Below are 20,798 nucleotides of genomic sequence, written 5' to 3' on the forward strand. Positions count from 1 at the left end.
CAACACACTAACAATATCATCTTTTACTCATGTCTAAAGACACGAGAGTGTTAATGCTCTTCAACTCTTTATTCAGCTCGACAATAATATCATGACAAAATCCGGATATACTATTCCCTTGAAGGATGTATTTTGGTACAGCGTTTTGTGGATAAGTATACAAAATCAAATTAGATTTGGCAAGAAGAACAACCGTCTGCAGAACGACGATTAGAATAGCGATGCTTTTCATAACTTCTTGATAGCCTCTCACTATTCTCCCCCCTTGAAAACAACGATTTTGTTAACCAAAGGTATTGATAAATTTCAAAAATCATATTATCTTCTTAAATAGGGGACACCCCCCAATATACTCTCAATAAGGAGGTATCCCGATATGGTTAATATCCAACCCAAATGCCCTCATTGCGGCTCTTCTAACTTCATCAAAAACGGTCATGATAAGTTCAAAAACCAAATCTTCTTTTGCAAAGACTGCAAGCGTTACTTTAAACTTACTTTCACCAAAAAACACAAACTTTTCTCTTTCCCTTATCCTCGTTGTGTTCATTGTAACCATGTCATGGAAATTTACAAAATCCGCCGTTATTTCGTTCGTTTCAGATGCAGAAAGTGCAACTTCAAAACTTCTGTTCCGCTTTCTCTTCCCCAGCCTGTGCCTTTCAACTTTCATCCTTTCAAATTCTTCCGTTTCCCTATCTATATCGTTCTCAAAGCTTTCATCTTGTACTTCAAATACAACCTTTCTCTTCGTGCTATTAAAGCTTGCTTGAATATCAATGTCTCTCATGTTGCTATTTACAAATGGATTATCAAGTTATCTTCTGTTATTTCGCTTTTTGAGTTTGAGAATGTATTTAAAGTTCACGGTGATGAAACAGTTATTGTATTTCGAGACAAAAAGTACTATGTGTGGCTATTAGTTGAGCATGGTACGAATTTAATAGTAGCTTGGCATGTATCAAGATATCGTGATATGTCACAAGTTAAGATATTGTTAGATAAATACTTTAGTCAAAGAAAACAAAACACACAAATAGAGTTAATAACCGATGGACTAAAAGCGTACGAGATAGCAGTAAAACTAAATTTTGATAATGTTGAGCACAGAGAAGTAAGACTAGGTAAAAACAACGAATGTGAATCGAAATTTTCGTTATTTAAGATGTTTGTTAGAGCGAAAAGGAGCTTCAAGAAATTTAGCAACATACGGTACTATGTAAATGGTTTTTGTGTAGTAAGGAACCTATGCAAGTTATATGAGAACGAAAATGAGATGATTACAGCTTTAGCTTCCATCATCATTACTAGTTAACAGCATCAAAACAACTTTTCCTATGAAGAAACTTTAGTTATCGCAATAATACATCCAAACTAATTACTCCACATCTCTTCATACGCAATACCGTATTTTTTAAGAATGTTTCTGTATTCAGGTGTTCCTTTGAATTCTTGGAGTTTCTCAGAGAAAATACCAGCAAGGTATACACCATGGAAGTTTTTTGAAAAAGCAACATAATATATCATCTTTTCACTAAACACAGGTGAATACTCAACATCTAACTTCATTTCCTGCGCAATGTGCTTTCCGACTATCAGATTACACACAAACAAATCAATCCTGCCAAGTTTCAGCAATTCAAACCCCATCTCATCCGTGCTTACATTGATTTTCCTAAATTTTGCATTCCAAAACCAGTCACCATATGCATAACCATCACCATATCCGCAAAGCGCTTCTTTCGGAATTTTCTCAAGCGATGAAATGTCGATTTTCTTCGATTTTAATTTGAAAAGCACATCGAATCCCGCACTAATGGGTTCTCTTGGAAAAGTAAGGAAATCTTTCCGCTCCTCTATATCTCTAACACTCATGACTCCATCGTACATCTTCGTTTTCATAAGCTCGAGACACCTTGTCCATGGAAATGATAGGAATACAGGCTTGAAACCAAGCTCTGAGAATACTTTCTTCACCACATCAACATCCATCCCAACCCAGTCCTTTTTATCCTTGTCGTACCATTCGTAAGGTTTCCAATCTACAAGCAGAATTTCCACAACGTTCCCTGGAAGTACGTAACCCTCTAACCCATACTTTTTTATCAATCTATCGATAACACCATTTATCAGGATCTTCCTGAGAGCTTCCTCTACAACTCTAATTACTTTATCATCTACCGACTTTGAGAAAACTATGTATTGATAAGACTTCTCCGACGGTGCATTCATCGATTTGTACTTCCCTTTGCTTTGCGATATGTAGTATCCCAACGGAAGACTTGAAAGGAATAATGTGTCCACCTTTCCTTTATCGAGAGCTTCTATCGCTTCCGCTATACTTTTGTATTCAAATATCTCTTGCTCTTGTGGCATATTCGGTATCTTTCTTGCAGTTACTGTTCCGCCAATTACTCCTACTTTCATGCTTTCCTTAACATTCAAAACGTTTTCCATGTCTGATTTTATAATATAAATTTCCCTCACACCATAAAGAGGTAGTCTAATGTATTTAACATTCTTCTCCCACTCCTCACTGTGCGGCACACCCACAAAGATCTGGGTTTCTTTGTTTGAAAGTGAACTGATTATTTGCTGAATTGGCTTTGCCGTAGACGATTTGTACCTAATCTCTACGTTATCCTTCTTCAGTTCTTTGTTCAGCTCAACTATTATGTCATGACAAAAACCCGAAATGCTGTTTCCCTGAATAATGTACTTTGGTACAATATCCTGAGCATAAGTATACAAAATAACTGAAGATTGCGAAAAAGTGGCTATAGAAAAAAGAACAACAAGAATAACAATTAAAAATTCTTTGAAAATTATCATCATATCTCACCTCTCTTCATATCTCCTCATAGCTTTTAACTTTTTAATTAAAAGCAAGGATAAAATAACAAAAGTGCTGAATAACGAGCCAAAAAACGCACCCGTTGAATCGATGATAACATCGTTTAGCGAGGAACCACGTGCATAGAAAATTTGGTTGTATTCGTCGAATATTGCATAAGTTGAGGGAACCGTGAACCCGAGCAAGGAAGAAATCAGAAAAGACTTTTTCCAAGTGTGGAAAGCAAGTGATATCAAGAACGCAAAAACGAAATAAAGCCCGAAGTGAGCGCTCTTTCTAATAACCATCTCCGCAGGGATATTCTCAGTTCCAAACCACCATTGCTTCAATTTCCTCTCTACTTTCGTAAAAAGCGCTGTACTTGAGAAGTCGAAAATACTGTCAAGCTTCTTAATTACCCTGTACGCAAACTGCGACTGTCTCATCGATTCAACAGGACCTCTTGTTGAGAAATAGTATATCAAGCCAAGCCAAAATAGAACGATACAAAACAGAGATAAGGTTAATATTTTGAGTTTTTTATCCTTCATTAAGCACACTCCTATTACTTTGTTATTGCTTTCTCACATACTCCAAACGCCTATTTTCAAAAATTATTTGTGCATAGTCATTTTCAAACAAGTAATTGCAATAAGCCTTAAGCGTTTGCAACAACAAAACATAGCCTGTAGCATCTAAAGAAAGAAAAAATTTCTCAGCAACATGAGAAACAACGTCATCGATTGTCCTTGGCACATCGAGATAATCTATTATAGTATTTAATGTTTCTTTTACGACGTTTTTGTTCGATTCTACAAGTTTTAAGAATTCTTCTTTCGATTCATCACTCTCAAGATTGTATACTTCACCGTGACTTGGGACTATAAAAGAGACATCGTTTTCAACCCATAATTTTAGACTGTCTAAGGTCTTCAGATGTTGAGCGACATCAACTAAAAAATATACTTTGTACTTCTGTATGGTCTGAGAAGAAACAATTGAGTCTGCTACAAAAAATATCCGCTTGTCTGGTAGATTTGTTAGAATGCCGATCATATCGAATGAATGTCCCGGAAGTGGTATTATATTAACATTCAGCTCTTCGTTAGTGCCATAATCGATAATATCTGTGACTACGGAAGGCTTTGCAAGGAGGAACTTGTTGTCAATACCTTTAAACGGAAGTGCACCCCAAAGATAAGCGGGCTCAAGGACGGGATTTTCTATAAACGCGCTCTCGAGCTTTGTTGCAAAGATTCTGCTTTTGTACTTGCTCTGCAAGAAACTGTTTCCGCCGATGTGGTCTGCATGCGAGTGCGTGTTGATTATCGATACTTTCTTCACTGCAAGTTCTCCCAAAACCCTTGCTATTCTCTTCGCATGGTCCGGACTACTCCCCGTGTCGATCAATACAGCTTCATCGCCCTTTAGAATCACACCGACGTTCACTGGTGATTTTAGAACAAGGAAACTTTCAGCAAGTTTTGCAACTTCGAACATACTTTCAACCCCTAATCTTGTCCTTGCATTTATTTTATCACAACTCACCAGTTAAATGATTTTCTTGCTTTTCAAAATGAAGTAACCGCTGAGGAACGTATTGTTCAATCCATTTCCAACAGCTGCCAACTTCTCGTATTTTCTTTGATATTCCTCCCAAAATAGCGAACATTGAACAGAATCGATTATCTTGAGATTATTCAAAGATATACCAATTTTTGAAATAGGATAGTTTCTGTACAGCTTTTTTGCAATATCTTCCACAACCTTTGATAAAAGAAAAAAGTCATTCGTGTGAACTGCTAAGTTGTGCGAAAGAGAAAACGCGCCAAACCTGTCCTTTATATACAGCGCCACATTCTTCGCACCGTACCTTCCTCGAATCAATTTGGAATAAATCCCAAAGAGAAGATAGTTAAAAACTGCATAAAGTTCTTCAAATGATTTTATTTCCTTATCCAGCGAGAGCGAATGTCCGATGCTTTTGGGCGGAACATGTTTAAAAAACTCTGGTTCCGTATATTCTTTCAACACCAGTTCGCGAAGTTTTTCAGAAATTCCACCATTTTTCAAAAAATCTTCCAAAGTTTCTATTCCAATCTCTTTAAAAACTTTTTGGCTCTTTTTACCTACTCCCGGTATATCTTTTATCGGCAATTGCTTTGCAAATTCATTCAAATCATCTACAACCAAAAACCCGTCTGGCTTAGCGATTTCACATGCGCTTTTTGCTATCACAGGATTAGGTCCAACACCAATAGTACAACTCAACCCTAACCTCAGCTTTATTTCATCCTTTAAAATTTTCAACTTCTCAACACCGTCTTCAAAAACATCAACAGCAATGTACACTTCATCTATGCTCGCTTCCTTATACACCGGAAAGAAATTTTCAATGATCTCCAAAAGCTTGAGCGTTGTGAATTCGTACTGCGGATAATCAGCCTTTACGAACAAAATGTTCTTGCACAACTTTTTAGCTTCTGAATAAATCATCCCTGTCTTCACGCCGTGAATCTTCGCCAAATAATTCGCACTCAAAACGATAGGGTTCTTTCCTCCTCCAACAACAGCAAGGGGCCTTCTTTTGAGAATCGGATTTTTTACCCCCTCAACGGACGCAAAGTAAGAATCCATATCTACAAGTGCAACCTTTCGATATATCACACGGCACACCCCCTATTTAATTTTAGTATACAAAAGTATATTATATACTAATGTATAGTATACAACAAAAGCGGTTGAAAAATCAAGTTTCACACAAAAATCAAGATGCAAGATTTTGTGAATTTTCATTGAATATTTCCAATAAATTCCCGAGAGTGCCAAAATTGTGTGGTAGAATATTCGAGGAAGAATTTTAAGACAACAATAAGCTAAAAAGGAGTGGTATGCTTTGAAATACGCGCTTTTAGGATTTGGATTAAGCAACAAATACGCAGCGAAGTATTTGAAATCACTTGGTGAAGAGATATTTGTAAGTGAAGGTGGAAAGCTTTCCGAAGAAGACAAAAAATACTTAGAGGAAGCAGGCATACCATACGAAGAAGGCACAAACAGTGAACGCCTATTGGAAGCCGATGTTATACTAACCAGCCCAAGCGTTCCGTACAACCACCCAATCCTTATGAAAGCCAAAGAACTGAAAAAGCACGTTGACACGGAAATCACATATTTCACAAAAAACCTTGACTGGAATCCGAAGATAATCGCAGTTACTGGCTCTGTTGGAAAGAGCACGACCGTATCGATGATCAATCACCTCATATCAAAGAGCGCAACTTCACAACTTTCTGGAAATATAGGGATTCCCATCGCGCAAGTATTACTAGAAGGCAAAAAGCCAGAATACTTAGTCATAGAAATAAGCAGCTTCCAGCTCTACTGGGCTGAGTATTTTAAACCGCACGTGGCAGTCATTACAAACATATACCCCAACCACCTTGACTGGCACCCTTCGATGGAACACTACGCAGAATGTAAGTTGAAAATAGCAAAATTCCAAGACAACGAGGATCATTTCGTATACAACCCAAAAGATATGGAGACGTTCAAGAGATTAGCCTTAGTTCAAGCAAAGCGTGTCCCGTTCACCGTCGATTTCAAATTCGAAGAGATACCGTTCCACATACGCACGAAACAGAACGTTGAGAATATTGCTGCAGCAAAGACTGTTTTGAAAGTTTTGAATCTCCCATTCAACATGAATATGCTCGAAGATTTTGTACCGCTACCACACAGGATGGAATACTGCGGCACGATAAACGGTGCGCACTACTACAACGATTCAAAAGCGACGAACGCAGCCGCTGTCGTTAAGGCGCTCGAGAATTTCGACAGCAACCTCTACCTCATAATCGCTGGAAAGGGTAAGAACGAAGACTACACCCAACTTGCTGATACTATCAAACAAAAATGCAAACACGTTGCAATAGTGGGTCCAATCTCAGATCAAGTTGAACCGTACTTAAAAGATAGGGGTATAGATTATAGAAGGTATAAAAGCATCGAGGAAGCCGTTGTAGAGATTTCTAAGATAGCAGGAGAAGGTGATTTCGTGCTCCTTGGACCAGCGGGTGCGAGCTACGATGCTTACAAGAACTTCGAAGAACGCGGAGAACATTTCAAGTCTATTGTGAAGAAATTGATTGGAAGCTAATCTTAAGTAGATATGATTTGCAAAACATTCAAATTGGAGGGAACAGACGATGATAGGTTACGAGATATTTGTGAGGTCCTTTGCGGACTCAAATGATGACGGAATTGGGGATTTCAAAGGCATCGCCCAGAAAGTCGACTATTTCAAGATGCTCGGCGTAGACTTAATCTGGTTAACGCCGCACTTCAAGTCACCAAGTTACCACGGTTACGACATAATCGACTACTTTGACACGAATGTCTCGTTCGGAACACTTGCAGATTTTAGAGATATGGTCGACAAGCTACATGCGAATGGAATAAAAATTGTCATCGACCTGCCGTTCAACCACGTCTCAGACAGGCACCCATGGTTCAAAGCCGCTATGAACGGCGAAAAACCGTATGTTGATTACTTCCTCTGGGCGCAGCCGCACTTCAATTTGAAAGAAAAAAGACACTGGGACGAAGAATTGCTTTGGCACACGAGAAATGGCAAGACATACTACGGCGTGTTCGGTGGTTCTTCGCCCGACTTGAATTATGAAAACCCCGAAGTTGTGCAAAAATCACTCGAGATAGTTGAATTCTGGCTCAAGCAGGGCGTTGATGGATTCAGATTTGATGCGGCAAAGCACATATACGACTACGATATCAAAGAAGGCAAATTCAGATACGACCACGAAAAGAATGTCGCCTATTGGCAACTCGTTATGGACAGAGCAAGGCAAATCAAAGGAGAAGATGTATTCGCAGTTACGGAAGTCTGGGACGATCCTGAAATCGTTGACAGGTACGCTAAGACAATCGGCTGTTCGTTCAACTTCTACTTCACAGAAGCCATAAGAGAATCGATGCAGCACGGAGCGGTGTACAAAATCGTCGACTGCTTTCAGAGAACACTCACGAAAAAGCCATACCTGCCAAGCAACTTCACAGGCAACCACGACATGCACAGACTGGCTCAGCTACTACCACATGAAGAGCAGAGAAAAGTCTTCTTCGGACTGCTCATGACAACACCCGGCGTTCCGTTCATATACTACGGCGATGAGCTCGGAATGAAGGGGCAGTACGACTCCACATTCACAGAAGACGTTATAGAACCATTCCCATGGTACGCTTCGCTATCTGGCGAGGGCCAAGCGTTCTGGAAGGCTGTAAGGTTCAACAGGGCATTCACCGGTGCTTCTGTTGAGGAACACCTGAACCGCGAGGACAGTCTGCTCAAAGAAGTTATTAACTGGACAAAGTTCAGGAAAGAAAACGACTGGCTCACAAACGCATGGGTAGAGCACGTAACGCACAACACGTTCACAATCGCTTATACGGTTACAGACGGCGACAACGGATTCAGAGTTTATGTGAACATAGCTGGCCACCACGAGACCTTCGAAGGAGTAAGTCTCAAAGCGTACGAAGTTAAGGTTCTCTGAGCTTCAGGTTATTGAAAGCAGAGCGCTTTGTGTGAAAAAAATCACTAATATGTAGAAAAACTTGTAGGAATGTGATATAATTTAATCTGTGCCGAAGATGGTAAATTATCAAGCATTTTCTCAACGGTTTTCAAATATGCGTTTTTTAGATAGTCTTGAGTGTTGTTTGTATTTGAAACTAAAAAAGTGGAGGTGTAGTTATGTACGTAGAGATTATTGACGTGAAGGCAAGAGAAGTGCTCGATTCCCGCGGAAACCCAACGGTTGAGGTTGAGGTATTGCTTGAAGATGGAAGCTTTGGCAGTGCTATCGTTCCAAGTGGAGCATCTACAGGAAAGTTCGAAGCACTCGAATTGAGGGATGGCGACAAGAAAAGGTACATGGGAAAAGGTGTGAGCAAAGCCGTCCAACACGTAAACGAAATTATCGCGCCAAGGATAGCAGGACTCAACGCCTTTGACCAAGTTTACATCGACAAAGTTCTTCTTGAGCTTGATGGTACGGAAAACAAGTCAAATCTTGGTGCAAACGCTATTTTAGGAGTTTCCATGGCAGTTGCAAGGGCAGCGGCGGAAAGTGCTGGACTCCCACTTTACAAATACTTAGGTGGCGCAAACGCAAAAGTATTGCCCGTTCCATTCATGAATGTTATAAACGGTGGAGCACATGCAGATAACAGTCTTGATATACAAGAATTCATGCTTGTCCCAGCAGGTGCACCATCGTTCAGGGAAGCGCTCAGATACGGTGCCGAAGTCTTCCACACATTGAAGAAGATATTGAAAGATGCAGGACACGTTACAGCAGTCGGTGACGAAGGTGGATTCGCACCAAACCTTAAATCTAACGAAGAAGCGATTCAAATACTTATCGAAGCGATTAAAAAAGCTGGTTATGAGCCAGGAAAAGACATATTCATTGCCCTTGATTGTGCAGCGAGCGAATTCTACAACGAGGAAACAGGAAAGTACGATATCGATGGCACAGAAAAAACAGGAGATGAACTTATTGAGTACTATTCAATGCTAATAGACAAATACTGGCCTGTTATAATCTCCATCGAAGACCCATTTGAGCAAGAAGATTGGGATACATACATCAAATTCACACAAAAAGTTGGCGGAAAAGTCCAAATCGTCGGAGACGACCTTTACGTGACAAACGTCAAGAGATTAGCTAAAGGTATCGAACTATTTGCAACAAATTCGATACTCATAAAGCTCAACCAAATTGGTTCTGTCACAGAAACATTGGATGCTATCGAAATGGCAAAGACTGCAGGAATGACGAACGTTGTCTCGCACAGAAGCGGAGAGACCGAGGATACATTCATAGCCGATCTCGCAGTCGCAACGAATGCAGGTATGATCAAGACAGGTTCACTCTCAAGAAGCGAAAGGATAGCCAAGTACAACAGACTCCTCAGAATCGAAGAAGAACTCGGCGATGCGGCGATATACAAAGGATTAGGAGCGTTCTATTCGATAAAAAGATAAGAATCGAAAAGAGATTTAATTATTGAAAGACTCCCCCTGAAAATGAAAGGGGGAGTTTTTGTTTCTACGTTACGTGTATGTCCAGAATGAACAATCGCGATAAATGGCAAAACAACACCCCGCCTTCCGGCGGGGTGTTACGTCTTATCGATAATTGATTGTATTAGAAGCTTGCTGAGTATGTGAGTTTAAGATTCCATGTTGGATCTGAATTAATTGTCCAACCATCACTATCATTGCCTGTCAATGTTCCGTAGAATCCTGTTACATTTACATTTGGTGTTAAGACGTATTTAAATGATGCATTGAAGCCGTTGTTACTTGGAGTCATTCTGAAGTTTCCGCCTACTGTGAAGACACCTGGCACTACATTAACAGAACCATTGACGTGGATGTATGTGTACGTTGCAAGTTCTGTTACATCTGCCCATTCTGCTTTTGCTGTAGCAGAGAGCATCGCATCAGCGTAATCTGCTTGTGTGTAGAGTGTGAATTTCATTGTTGAATCAATTAAGTCTGTTTCTGTTGTCTTTACAAAGAGTGTTACAGGTGTAACTGCTACTTTTGCTGAAAGTTCGTTAAGTGGTACCTTAAATGTTGGTGTTGCTGGCTGCATATCGTACTTTGGTGTTACTTTTGCTGTTACTGTTACTGGTGCGAATGTTGTTGTGTATGTTACGCCAAGCTGTGCAAACTTACCATCTGTTTTGGTGTTGCTCTTGTAAACGAGATTTGCAATACCATCGGTGTATTTGAGTGTCGGCGCAAGTGTTAAACCTGCAACTGGTGAAAGGCTTCCAGATACTGTGACACCGTAAACTGTTTTTGGATTTGCTGAAGATGCATCAACCATACCTGCAAAGACGTCAACTGATGGCTTGAATATACCGAGATCAACTGTACCAAATACGTTGGCACCAACTGTGTAGTAACCACCAGCGACGTACATACCGCCAACAAGTGTGAATGGTGCAACTGGGTATTTCACTAAAAGCATGTCGCTGAACCAATTTGCGTAGTCTAGTGTACCTGTAATTTCTGTTGTGTTATCTTCAATATAAACTTCAAGACCTGCTACTGCTGGGAATGTGAGTTTGAGTGCGTCAGCAAATTCTGATTTAAATTCTGAATCCCAATCAGATATAGAACCATCTGAATTGTAAACTCTACCTGTGAAGTAGTCATTGACAAACTGTTTTCCTGTTGTGTAGTATGCGCCAAAATATGGTGTTGAGAATGTTATTGAACTGAGAGTAAGTGTAACTCCACTGAACGGTGTATAGGTAATTCCGAATGTTGCTCCTGCTTGCGTGTCTGATGTTGGTGAAAGTGAAAGACTTGCTGAAACATCTGATAGAGCTCCATTAAAGCTTACCCCATCCTTATCAGCCGTCAATGTGAAAGTAACTGTACCGGTATACTTTACGTTTGGTCCGAGTGTGAATGGTTTTTCTGCTGCGAAGATGCTAACTACCATGAGAAGCGCTACAAGTACCGTAAAAAGCTTTTTCATAACCTTTCTCCCTCCTCCTGTGAGTTTAGGCTTTCTGCCCCTTTTTGTTTCTCTTTAGAAAACTTCTAAGTTTATAAATAAGGAATATCAAATATACCTTAAAATGCTTCTTGCCATCCCCCCTTTTTTTTGCATAGTAAATTAAAAAGGGTATTCCTAAAGCGATTAATTAGAACCATCCGAAAGCTTTACCTAATGCAATTATTCCAATTACAAGCCCGCTTACACCTGTGACGACTCCCCATGTTGCGAGTTGTCTTGTTTGTTCAAGCTCTTCTTTTGTTGCCAATTTGTTGCTGACTTCTTGCCTAAGTTCTTCGACTTCGCTCTTGTCTGCCTTCACTTCTTCTACAACTTGCGTTAAGCTGACGAGTTGATTCTCTACTAAGTTAAGCCTATCATCGTGGTTAGCTACAAGTTCTTCGAGTGCTTCGATTCTGGTTGCCAAGTCGTCAACTCGGACGTCCACATAGGATGTAAGTCTGTCCTCAAGCGATTTTAAATCTTCTGAAAGTCCGTAAACCATGTCCCTGATCGCTGGTAAACCTGTGTCTATTGTACTCTGTATGTTTAGAACTTTTGTTTCAAGTTCGTCAATTCTTGCCGAGATTTCTTCTTTGCTCATTGTAAATTCCTCTTGTTGCCCGAGTATTGCATCTGACAGTGTTGCATAGTTGTTTGCTATTGTCTCTTCAAGTTCTGCAGCTTTAGCGTTGAGTACTTCGATAGCAGAGGTGTTTTCTTCCAGTTTTGCGTTAATGTCATCTATAGACTTTTGCAACACTTCATCCTGACTTGTGACTTTCTTATCCAAATCCGCTATCTGTTTTCTCAGCAAGTAGTCAACATCGCCAAGCTGCGCCGCTAATCCGTTTAATATCTCGTTCATAGCCGCAACATCGTTTTTGAGCTCTGCAAGGTTGATCTCCGACTTTTGTCCTTCTTCATCTTCGTATGTGAATTTGTCTTGAATTGAATTTACCAAATCGTAGAGCTTTACTATGTCTTGATCGTGTAAGTCGAGAACAAGTTTCATATCTTGAATCGTCACTTCAAGCTCTGCTTTGAATTCTTCAATCATCGCTTGAAGTTCGTCAAGTGAACTTACGTCTGCTTTCGTTTGGAGCGTGTCGTAAATCATGTTTGTGTATTCTTCTAAAAGCTCAATTCTATTTGCCAGAGTTGATATTTTTTCGTCTGTATCTGCTGCAAGTTTGTTTACTTTATCAGATATGATCTGCTCAACATAATCAAGAGTTCTTACAAGGAAAATAGCTATCTGGTATCTTGTTATAGATTCATCACCGCGGTATGTCCCGTCAGGAAAACCTGTAACAATACCGATTTCTTCAAGCTTTTGAACATAGCTTTCTGCCCAATGACCTTTAGGTATATCTCTGAAAGCTGCCATGGAAAGTGTGACGAGAAGTAACACTGTAAGTAACGTGAGAAGCTTTTTCATCTTTATACCCCCTTTGTTATAGAATTTACTTCCATTATATACGAATAAACAGCAATAAAAATGTACCGGTAGGAAGTTATTTACAAATTCAGCATCGATATTATACCACAAATTATTAAGCAATGCAAATTTTTCAATGATTTTTTCCAAAGAAACACTCTGGTCCGTACGAAAGCTATTGCATCAATAAATCACTTATTTGCTATAAGCTTTATAAATAAACGTTTCCCAACTCTTACTATGTGCTCCCCTTGAACGCTGACAACGGCTTTAAAGTTGTCTATTCTATTTCCATCAAAGTAAACTCCACCTTGTGTTATGAGCCTTTTAATTTCGCTCTTCGTTCCGATTCCCAGTTCGAAGAGCAATTCTACAATGTTGTGTTCTCCAGAATTAGCAATCTTCTCCGGCATTTCTTCTGGCAGTTCTTTCTTCTGAAAAACGGTGACAAAATATTCTTCTGCTTCTTTTGCGGCTTCTTCACCGTGGAACTGCTTGACTATCTCTCTTGCAAGCCACATTTTGTAATCTCTCGGATTAACCGTCTTGGCATTTATTTCTTTTTCCATTTTCTGTATGAATTCTTCTGACGCATCCGTAAGCAATCTTGTGTATTTTACGATGAGTTCGTCAGGAATAGACATCACTTTGCCATACATGTCCTTAGGCTCATCTGTAAAGCCTATGTAATTTCCATAGCTTTTACTCATTTTGAGCTTTCCATCCGTGCCTTCTATTATCGGCATTGTCATGACTATCTGTGGTTTAAAACCATATTCTTCTTGTATTTTTCTTCCAACCATCAAGTTGAATAATTGATCCGTTCCGCCAAGCTCGACATCTGCTTGAATCGCAACCGAATCGTACGCTTGTGCCAGCGGATATAAAAATTCAGCAACGCTGATCGGCGAACCTTCCGCATACCTTTTTGCAAAATCTTCCCTTTCGAGCATGCGAGCGACCGTGTATTTACCGGCAAGCTTGACGACATCAGCAAATGTCATGCTCCCGAGCCATTCGTTGTTGTATCTTATCTCGGTTTTTTCTTTATCCAAAATCATGAAAGCCTGTTCTGCGTAGCTTTTTGCATTCTCTACAACTTCTTCCCTTGAAAGCATAGGACGAGTCGTGTTTCGGCCGGATGGGTCACCAATCATGGCAGTAAAATCACCAATGATTAACACAACTTGGTGACCTAAGTCCTGAAATTCTTTGAGTTTTTTCAAAACAACAGCATGACCAAGATGAAGGTCTGGTCTTGAAGGGTCAACACCAAGCTTAACTCTCAACGGCTTGCCAGATTTGAGCCGTTCAAGAAGTTCTTCTTCCGAGACTAAATCCACGCAATTTCTTTTGAGTATTCTGAGTTGTTCTTCGGTTGGCAGGTTCACTGTAGACAAATGATACACCCCACTTCGAAATTTCTAAGAGTACTCTAAAACCACTAAACGTTAATATGCACTAATTACCTGGAAAGCACCCAAGATGTCAGGAAGCACATCACAAAGAACGCAACCGCCAAAGCGACGGTAATTTTTCCCTGAGTGTCGAGGCCTTTTTTTCTACCAAACATCGTATATGCTGCACCACTTCCGAAAGCTCCTCCGAGCTCTGCAAATTTGCTCATTTCAAGAAGTACCATCCAGATCAGAGCACCTGCAATGATAGTGTGGACAATCAATAGTATGACTGCTAACATCTAATACACCTCCAGTAATGTCCTAATTAGTCTCTTAACTGCATATCCCCATAATCCTATAAATTCAAAGCTTATTATACCACAAGAATTTTATGTTTTGCAATAGTTCTACATTTCTTTATTTTGTTTTTGATGGACTAATATTTACCAAAAGTATCCATCTTGTAATTTTTTCTCTAAGAAAGAATAAAAATACACGCTCTTGATAGTTTTTTCTACCGTTAGTATCAACTTTTTAAACGCACTTTCATCTTTAGAACAGTGTTACTTGGTCAGTCTCCGGAAGTTCTTCCAAAACTCCGAGTCTCTTTAGCATTTCAATTTGTGCTTTTGTCACCTTTCCACGGTTCATTAGGTCTTCCACCGATGTAAACATCTTTATATCCCTTTGCTCAACTATCGATTTTGCAACATTGTCACCTATGCCGTGAATTTTGTTGAACGGGATTATCAAGCTCTTACCTTCGATTATAAATCTTGAGTGGTGGCTCTTCTTTAAATCCGGTTTTTTGAATTCAAATCCCCTCAGTAACATTTCAAGGGCTGCTTGGAGCACTTTTTCTTCGTTTTTCTCTTTTACGTCTTTCTTCATCATATTGTTTAGTTCTCTCAAACGTTCTTTTATGGCTCCCTTCCCTCTAAGTATGAATTCGGCGTCGAACTCATCTCCCTTTGTTGAGAAGAATGCTGCATAAAACGCAAGCGGATAGTGGACTTTAAAGTAGGCAATTCTGAACGCCATGCTCACATAAGCAACCGCATGTGCCTTCGGGAACAGGTACTTAATCTTTTTACAAGACTCAATGAACCAATCAGGTACGTCAAATTCTTTCATCAACTGGACTTCTTCATCTTTTAATCCTTTACCTTTTCTTACATTTTCCATTATCTTGAACGCGTTTGAAGGTGGTAACCCTTTATGAATCAAATAAATCATTATATCATCTCTACAAGATATGACTTCTGAAAGCGTCGCTGTTTTCTTTTCTATCAACGTTTGAGCATTGCCGAGCCAAACGTCAGTACCGTGAGAAAGCCCAGATATTCTCACAAGCTCGGCAAATGTCTTGGGTCTGGTATCTCTCAACATTCCCATGACGAAGTCCGTACCGAACTCAGGTATTCCGATTGTTCCAACGTCCGTTCCAAGCTCTTGAGCGTCTATCTTCAAAGCCTTAAGCGATGAGAATATGCTCATCGTCTGTTTGTCGTCCATTGGAATTTTCATTGGATCTACACCGCTGTATTCGTACAGGAGTCTTATCATCGTCGGATCATCATGTCCGAGTGCATCGAGTTTCACGAGGTCATCATGGATAGATTCGTAGGCGAAGTGCGTCGTGTAAACGCCTGATTTCTTATCGTTCGCTGGATGCTGGTAAGGGGTGAAGTCGTGAATATCATAGTCGCTCGGGACTATCATCAGACCACCGGGATGCTGCCCTGTCGTTCTCTTAACACCGCTAACGTACATGGCCAGTCTTTCCTGTTCGGCTGGGTTTAATGAATTTACTACGTTTCCATTCTTGTCTTCCATGTACGATTTCACGTATCCAATTGCACTTCTGTCTGCTATCGTGCTTATCGTACCGGCGCGGAAGACGTGTGATTTTCCAAAGAGTTGTTCAATGAACTTGTGAGCACGTTCTTGATATTCGCCGGAGAAATTTAAGTCGATATCAGGGACTTTGTCTCCTTCAAATCCCATGAATACTTCAAATGGTATATCTTGACCAGCTTTTTCAAGTTTTGCACCACATTTCGGACATCTTTTGTCCGGCAAATCGTATCCAGAGCCCACTTCTTCGTGCAGCTCGAAATGTTTGCAGTCTGGACATCTGTAATGTGCTGGCAATGGGTTGACTTCCGTGATTCCAACCAAATGCGCAACTAAGGAAGAACCAACTGAACCACGGGACCCAACGACGTATCCGTCTTCGCCCGCCTTCTTAACTATCAAGTGCGCAATCATGTAAAGAACAGCGTAACCATGCCCTATGATGCTGTTCAGTTCTCTTTCTATTCTTTTTTCAACTAATTCTGGCAGTGGATTTCCATACAGCTCATATGCCCGCTCGTATGTCATAGAGCGCAATTTCTCCTCCGCACCTTCGATCTTTGGCGGATGGAGTTTCTTCTCGAGCGGCTTTATCTCTTCAACCATTTGAACTATTTTCTTCGGATATTTAATGACTACTTCTTGAGCGATTGTCTCATCTTCGAATATCTCCATCGCAGCTTGCAACATTTCGTCAGTTGTGCGTAAGAAATAGTTCGCACCTGCGTCTTCCACATTGCTCTGGGGTGCGAGTAATACCTTTCGGGCTTTTATGTCTTCCGGATCTAAGAAATGCGCATTTGAAACCATGACCACTGGAATGTTCAGTTCTTTACCCGCTTCATATAACAATCTGTAAGCTTCTTTCGCCTCTTCCTTCGTGAATTCTTCCGAAGATATAGTATCAAGAGGCATTATTTCGATGTAATCGTAGAATTTGAGAGCTTCTTGAAGCGAGGATTTGTCCTTTGACAGTGCAAGTTCAAAGACTTCCGAATTCGCACATCCGGTACCTATTAGCAAACCCTCTCTGTTCTTTTCAAGATCAGACCTCAAGACCTGAGGTACTGTGAAGAATGTCTCTGTATGTGCTTTAGAGACCAATCTGTAAAGGTTCTTCAGACCCGTCTTGTTCTGGACAAGCACCGTAATATGTCGTGGGTGTTTTGAAAGTGGGTTGATGTGCTCTATCAACTTATTCAGCCTGTCAAATGAATTTACAGATTTTTTCCTAAGCAGTTCTACCAATTTCCAAAAAACTTTAACCGTTACCCTCGCGTCATCAAGTGCTCGGTGGTGTTGGAACTTTCCGAGCTCGAAGTAGTCTACGAGTCTGTCCAAAGAAAACGATTTAAGTTTACTTCTCAAAAGAGCTTGCGAGAGTCTTAGTGTGTCAATGTATGGAGGATTGAACTGTCTTTGAAATTTAGAAAATGTATTTTTGAGAAATCCGACGTCAAAATCTGCGTTGTGCGCCACAATTACTGCACCATTGAGAAATTCAGAAAGTCTATCGATAACTTGAGAAATATCTGGTGCGTTTTCGAGCATTTCTTCCGTTATACCTGTTATTTGTAAACTTTTTTCCTTCAACTTAGAAGGCTTGACAAATGTATGGAATTCATCGATTATCTGGCCATTCGCCGTCTTCACTGCGCCGATTTCCATTATTTCATCAAGCCTTGGGTTCAAGCCTGTTGTTTCAAGGTCAAGCACGACGTACGTTGCCTCGTCGATGTTCCCTTCGATTTCGTTAATCATTATCTTCTTCGGATCGTTTGCTATGTAAACTTCACAACCGAATATAGGTTTTATTCCGTTGCTTTTTGCAAGTTCGTACAGTTCTGGGATGCTTTGAACGTTTCCGTGGTCTGTAACGGCAACAGCCTCCCATCCCCATTTCTTTGCCGTCTTTATGTATTCGCTTATATCCAAGACGCTGTCCAGATCGCTCATCTTTGTGTGTGCGTGTAGTTCCACCCTCTTTTCTAAAGCGTTGTCGATTCTGTCAAGAGATGGAATTTCCGTAACGCTGTCGATTTTGAAGAATGTCGTTCCAAATTTATCTGTTGTGAGCATTCCGCTGAAGATGTACCATTCACCAACCGAAAGCTTGTTTTCAATCTCTTGTGATTTAGAGTTGAACACTTTTCCAAGTAGCGAGTCCTTCTTATCGGTGATATATACATTTAGAACCTCGGGGTTTGGCCTGTCGATTTTGAAGACTTTTCCATAAAGTTTGAATTTCTTCTTATTTGAAGGAGGCATATTGGAGGGTGAGTACAGACCGCCGAGCAGGTTTTTATCAAATTGTTCAATCATGTCTGACTCGTCACTCTGAGTTGGACCAGTCTTAACAGTTGCATGGGTAATCTGTTTTTGAACACTTGAAAATCCATCTGTTTTCACGCCAAGCTGTTGACTATCCGGGTCATAACCGACTTTCATATCGTTAATCGCTTGGTCATTCTGCTGATTTTCATGAGCGGTGACATCGATGACGTAGTTTTCAAATGGAAGAGAAGATTTTACCCTCGTCAATCGTTTTGAAATATGCGCCTTGGCGAATTCTCCAAGCGCGTATATTTTTAAAGTCTTATCTTCGATTTCTATGTGCTCTACGTATTTACCTGAACCATTTAGTTGTTGTAGCACGTAGCTCTTTAAACTCTCAACTTCATTTTGAACATCCTTTTCCTCGTCGACGACTACTTCAACAGCAATTTGTAAGAATTCTTCAAGAGAATCCTTGAAACTTTCTATATCTCCTTGAAAATTAGAAACAAAAAACGAAACTATTTCACGTTTTTTGTCGTAAGCTATTCGCTTTATAACCCCTGAAGCGTTTATTCCTATCTTTTCGGCTATATCTCTTATATTTTTTGAAACATCGAAGGAATAGTACATCTAACCCACCCCGAGTCTAACTCTGCTTGAAAAAAAATATCATTTTTCGATTTTCGGTATATTTTGTGTATTAGTGTGACTAACAGCCGCGCACCATGCTATCGCAAGCGCGTCTGCTGCGTCATCTGGTTTTGGGATTTCTTGAAGCTTTAGCAAAATTTTCATAACCTTCTGAATTTGAGATTTTTCAGCTCTTCCATAGCCGGTCACGGTTTGCTTGACTTGATGAGGAGTAAATTCTATAAAAGGCAAATTCGAATGCCTTATTGCAAGGAGTATAACCCCACGGGCTTCCCCAACGAATATAGCAGTTTTGACGTTCTTGTAAAAATACAAACTTTCGACAGCAACAAGTTCTGGCTTATAATCTGATATTATCCTTCGGACTTCCGAGTATATGTATTCAAGACGTTCTTCAAAATGTTCTTCTTTGCCAGTTGTTATCGCTCCGTGTGACACGTATGTTATTCTATTTCCCGTCTTCTCAACAACTCCGTATCCAACAATTCCGTATCCTGGGTCTATTCCTAAGATTCTAAATGGCTTTGTCTGTTCTTTCAACATGTTATTCCCCACCAGTATTTTTATATTATTATACAGCAGTAGCCTAACAATTTAATGTTAAGATTATAAACATGATTTGTGTTAACTCAAAATATGAACATCGCATCACCAAAAGAGAAAAATCTGTACTTTTCTTCGACTGCTATTTTGTAAGCTTGCATTGTCAGTTCATACCCGGCAAACGCACTGACAAGCATGATTAAAGAAGATTTTGGAAGATGAAAATTGGTAATTAACGCATCGACAATTTTGAATTCAAACGGCGGATAAATGAATATATCTGTTTTTCCTGAATAAGACCCGCTCTTTGGTTGCCTTGCTATTGTTTCAAGTGTCCTAACCGATGTTGTGCCTACCGCAATTACTCTACCGTTAGTGCTTTTAACCTCATCGATTAAGTTTACTGTTTCTTCGGGCACGATGTAGTATTCTTCGTGCATTTTGTGATGGCGAATATCTTCGGCTTTAACAGGTCTGAACGTCCCGATGCCAACGTGTAATATGACTTCTGCAGTACGCACACCTTTGCTTTTTATTTTCTCAAGCAGTTCATTTGTAAAGTGCAAGCCCGCAGTTGGTGCCGCAACGCTACCTTCGTGCTTCGCATATACCGTTTGGTAGCGCTCGAATTCAATGTTTTCATTTTTTATATAATGTGGAAGTGGGATCTTGCCAAGAGAAAAGATTATGTGGTCATCGCTCACTGAGAATTCTATTATCCTTGTACCTTCCTCAGCTCTTCCGACACACTTTCCAATTATGTTTCCATCAGGCTTATGAAAAACAATCTCCGTTCCCTCTTTGACCGCCTTTCCTGGCTTGACAAGACACTTCCACACTCCTAGGCTCATCTTCTCCAATAGGAGCAACTCAACAGTAGCGCCCGTTGTTTTCTTGCCGTAAATCCTTGCGGGGATGACCTTTGAAGTGTTAAAAACAAGGATGTCCTTTGGAGAAAGGTACTCCAATATGTCTTTGAACATCCTGTGTTGGATATTCCCAGTTGTCCTATCCAATACCATTAACCGCGAATGATCTCTTGGTTCTATCGGTTGTTGTGCTATCAATTCTTCAGGCAGGAAGTAATCGTACGCATCGAGTTTGTAAAGTTTGGAATTTTCCATCTTGTCCATATAGAATCTCCCCGTTTCAGCGATTTTGCAAAATTAAAGGGCGGAATTCCGCCCCTCAAT

16 protein-coding genes are annotated in these 20,798 nt (G+C 40.2%); 4 read left to right on the top strand and 12 right to left on the bottom strand.

Annotated elements, in window-relative coordinates; translation table 11 throughout:
- Positions 1-16 precede the first annotated feature (16 nt).
- The gene (locus IB67_RS00750) at positions 17-253 is read right to left on the bottom strand and encodes a hypothetical protein (RefSeq protein ID WP_498875336.1); all 237 of its coding nucleotides are present in this window, start codon (positions 251-253) and stop codon (positions 17-19) included.
- 123 nt (positions 254-376) lie between these two features.
- Here IB67_RS00750 and IB67_RS00755 point away from each other — a divergent pair, with 123 nt between their 5' ends.
- Positions 377-1,315 (top strand): DDE-type integrase/transposase/recombinase, encoded by a 939-nt coding sequence (locus IB67_RS00755; protein ID WP_372590120.1) that lies wholly within the window; start codon positions 377-379, stop codon positions 1,313-1,315.
- Between the two features lie 59 nt (positions 1,316-1,374).
- Here IB67_RS00755 and IB67_RS00760 read toward each other — a convergent pair whose 3' ends face one another.
- The 4 genes from IB67_RS00760 to IB67_RS00775 are packed head-to-tail and all read right to left on the bottom strand — an operon-like array spanning position 1,375 to position 5,500.
- Positions 1,375-2,832, bottom strand: a complete 1,458-nt coding sequence (locus IB67_RS00760; RefSeq protein ID WP_498875337.1) for a substrate-binding periplasmic protein — start codon at positions 2,830-2,832, stop codon at positions 1,375-1,377.
- Between the two features lie 6 nt (positions 2,833-2,838).
- Positions 2,839-3,384 carry a VanZ family protein gene (locus IB67_RS00765; protein WP_072757707.1) on the bottom strand — a complete coding sequence of 182 codons (546 nt, stop codon included), beginning with the start codon at positions 3,382-3,384 and terminating at the stop codon, positions 2,839-2,841.
- A gap of 22 nt (positions 3,385-3,406) precedes the next feature.
- On the bottom strand, positions 3,407-4,333 hold the full coding sequence (locus IB67_RS00770; protein ID WP_072757709.1) for an MBL fold metallo-hydrolase: 927 nt from the start codon (positions 4,331-4,333) through the stop codon (positions 3,407-3,409).
- 51 nt (positions 4,334-4,384) lie between these two features.
- Entirely contained in the window at positions 4,385-5,500 is a 1,116-nt protein-coding gene (locus IB67_RS00775; protein ID WP_072757711.1) for a DNA polymerase Y family protein, read from the bottom strand.
- A gap of 229 nt (positions 5,501-5,729) precedes the next feature.
- Here IB67_RS00775 and murD point away from each other — a divergent pair, with 229 nt between their 5' ends.
- From murD to eno, 3 genes are all read left to right on the top strand, one after another.
- Positions 5,730-6,992: a UDP-N-acetylmuramoyl-L-alanine--D-glutamate ligase gene (gene murD / locus IB67_RS00780; protein ID WP_072757713.1), complete on the top strand. Its 1,263-nt coding sequence runs from the start codon at positions 5,730-5,732 to the stop codon at positions 6,990-6,992.
- A 49-nt stretch (positions 6,993-7,041) separates the two neighbouring features.
- Positions 7,042-8,406, top strand: a complete 1,365-nt coding sequence (locus IB67_RS00785) for an alpha-amylase family glycosyl hydrolase (RefSeq protein ID WP_072757715.1) — start codon at positions 7,042-7,044, stop codon at positions 8,404-8,406.
- Between the two features lie 200 nt (positions 8,407-8,606).
- Positions 8,607-9,902, top strand: a complete 1,296-nt coding sequence (gene eno, locus IB67_RS00790; protein WP_498875338.1) for a phosphopyruvate hydratase — start codon at positions 8,607-8,609, stop codon at positions 9,900-9,902.
- A 163-nt stretch (positions 9,903-10,065) separates the two neighbouring features.
- Here eno and IB67_RS00795 read toward each other — a convergent pair whose 3' ends face one another.
- The 7 genes from IB67_RS00795 to queA form a co-directional block, all read right to left on the bottom strand.
- Positions 10,066-11,415, bottom strand: a complete 1,350-nt coding sequence (locus IB67_RS00795) for a hypothetical protein (RefSeq protein ID WP_498875339.1) — start codon at positions 11,413-11,415, stop codon at positions 10,066-10,068.
- Between the two features lie 169 nt (positions 11,416-11,584).
- A complete protein-coding gene (locus IB67_RS00800) occupies positions 11,585-12,877 on the bottom strand; it encodes an S-layer homology domain-containing protein (RefSeq protein WP_339745907.1) in 1,293 nt (430 codons plus the stop codon).
- Positions 12,878-13,068: 191 nt separating this feature from the next.
- Complete coding sequence (gene tyrS, locus IB67_RS00805) at positions 13,069-14,262, bottom strand: tyrosine--tRNA ligase (protein WP_072757901.1); 1,194 nt, start codon at positions 14,260-14,262, stop codon at positions 13,069-13,071.
- 80 nt (positions 14,263-14,342) lie between these two features.
- Entirely contained in the window at positions 14,343-14,576 is a 234-nt protein-coding gene (gene secG / locus IB67_RS00810) for a preprotein translocase subunit SecG (RefSeq protein ID WP_072757723.1), read from the bottom strand.
- A 253-nt stretch (positions 14,577-14,829) separates the two neighbouring features.
- On the bottom strand, positions 14,830-19,041 hold the full coding sequence (locus IB67_RS00815) for a PolC-type DNA polymerase III (protein WP_072757725.1): 4,212 nt from the start codon (positions 19,039-19,041) through the stop codon (positions 14,830-14,832).
- A 39-nt stretch (positions 19,042-19,080) separates the two neighbouring features.
- A complete protein-coding gene (gene ruvC / locus IB67_RS00820) occupies positions 19,081-19,605 on the bottom strand; it encodes a crossover junction endodeoxyribonuclease RuvC (RefSeq protein WP_072757727.1) in 525 nt (174 codons plus the stop codon).
- A gap of 86 nt (positions 19,606-19,691) precedes the next feature.
- Complete coding sequence (gene queA / locus IB67_RS00825) at positions 19,692-20,729, bottom strand: tRNA preQ1(34) S-adenosylmethionine ribosyltransferase-isomerase QueA (RefSeq protein WP_072757903.1); 1,038 nt, start codon at positions 20,727-20,729, stop codon at positions 19,692-19,694.
- Between the last annotated feature and the right edge of the window lie 69 nt (positions 20,730-20,798).

The sequence above is a fragment of the Fervidobacterium riparium genome, from assembly GCF_025370035.1.
In the GTDB taxonomy this organism is placed as follows: Bacteria; Thermotogota; Thermotogae; order Thermotogales; family Fervidobacteriaceae; genus Fervidobacterium; species Fervidobacterium gondwanense.

Excerpts from the sequence above, each read along its gene's own strand:
- queA (WP_072757903.1), bottom strand. The coding sequence starts at position 20,729 with ATGGAAAATTCCAAACTTTACAAACTCGATGCGTACGATTACTTCCTG.
- secG (WP_072757723.1), bottom strand. The coding sequence starts at position 14,576 with ATGTTAGCAGTCATACTATTGATTGTCCACACTATCATTGCAGGTGCT.
- IB67_RS00765 (WP_072757707.1), bottom strand. The coding sequence starts at position 3,384 with ATGAAGGATAAAAAACTCAAAATATTAACCTTATCTCTGTTTTGTATC.
- IB67_RS00755 (WP_372590120.1), top strand. The coding sequence starts at position 377 with ATGGTTAATATCCAACCCAAATGCCCTCATTGCGGCTCTTCTAACTTC.
- ruvC (WP_072757727.1), bottom strand. The coding sequence starts at position 19,605 with ATGTTGAAAGAACAGACAAAGCCATTTAGAATCTTAGGAATAGACCCA.
- IB67_RS00785 (WP_072757715.1), top strand. The coding sequence starts at position 7,042 with ATGATAGGTTACGAGATATTTGTGAGGTCCTTTGCGGACTCAAATGAT.
- IB67_RS00815 (WP_072757725.1), bottom strand. The coding sequence starts at position 19,041 with ATGTACTATTCCTTCGATGTTTCAAAAAATATAAGAGATATAGCCGAA.
- IB67_RS00770 (WP_072757709.1), bottom strand. The coding sequence starts at position 4,333 with ATGTTCGAAGTTGCAAAACTTGCTGAAAGTTTCCTTGTTCTAAAATCA.
- IB67_RS00795 (WP_498875339.1), bottom strand. The coding sequence starts at position 11,415 with ATGAAAAAGCTTTTTACGGTACTTGTAGCGCTTCTCATGGTAGTTAGC.
- IB67_RS00800 (WP_339745907.1), bottom strand. The coding sequence starts at position 12,877 with ATGAAAAAGCTTCTCACGTTACTTACAGTGTTACTTCTCGTCACACTT.
- eno (WP_498875338.1), top strand. The coding sequence starts at position 8,607 with ATGTACGTAGAGATTATTGACGTGAAGGCAAGAGAAGTGCTCGATTCC.
- IB67_RS00760 (WP_498875337.1), bottom strand. The coding sequence starts at position 2,832 with ATGATAATTTTCAAAGAATTTTTAATTGTTATTCTTGTTGTTCTTTTT.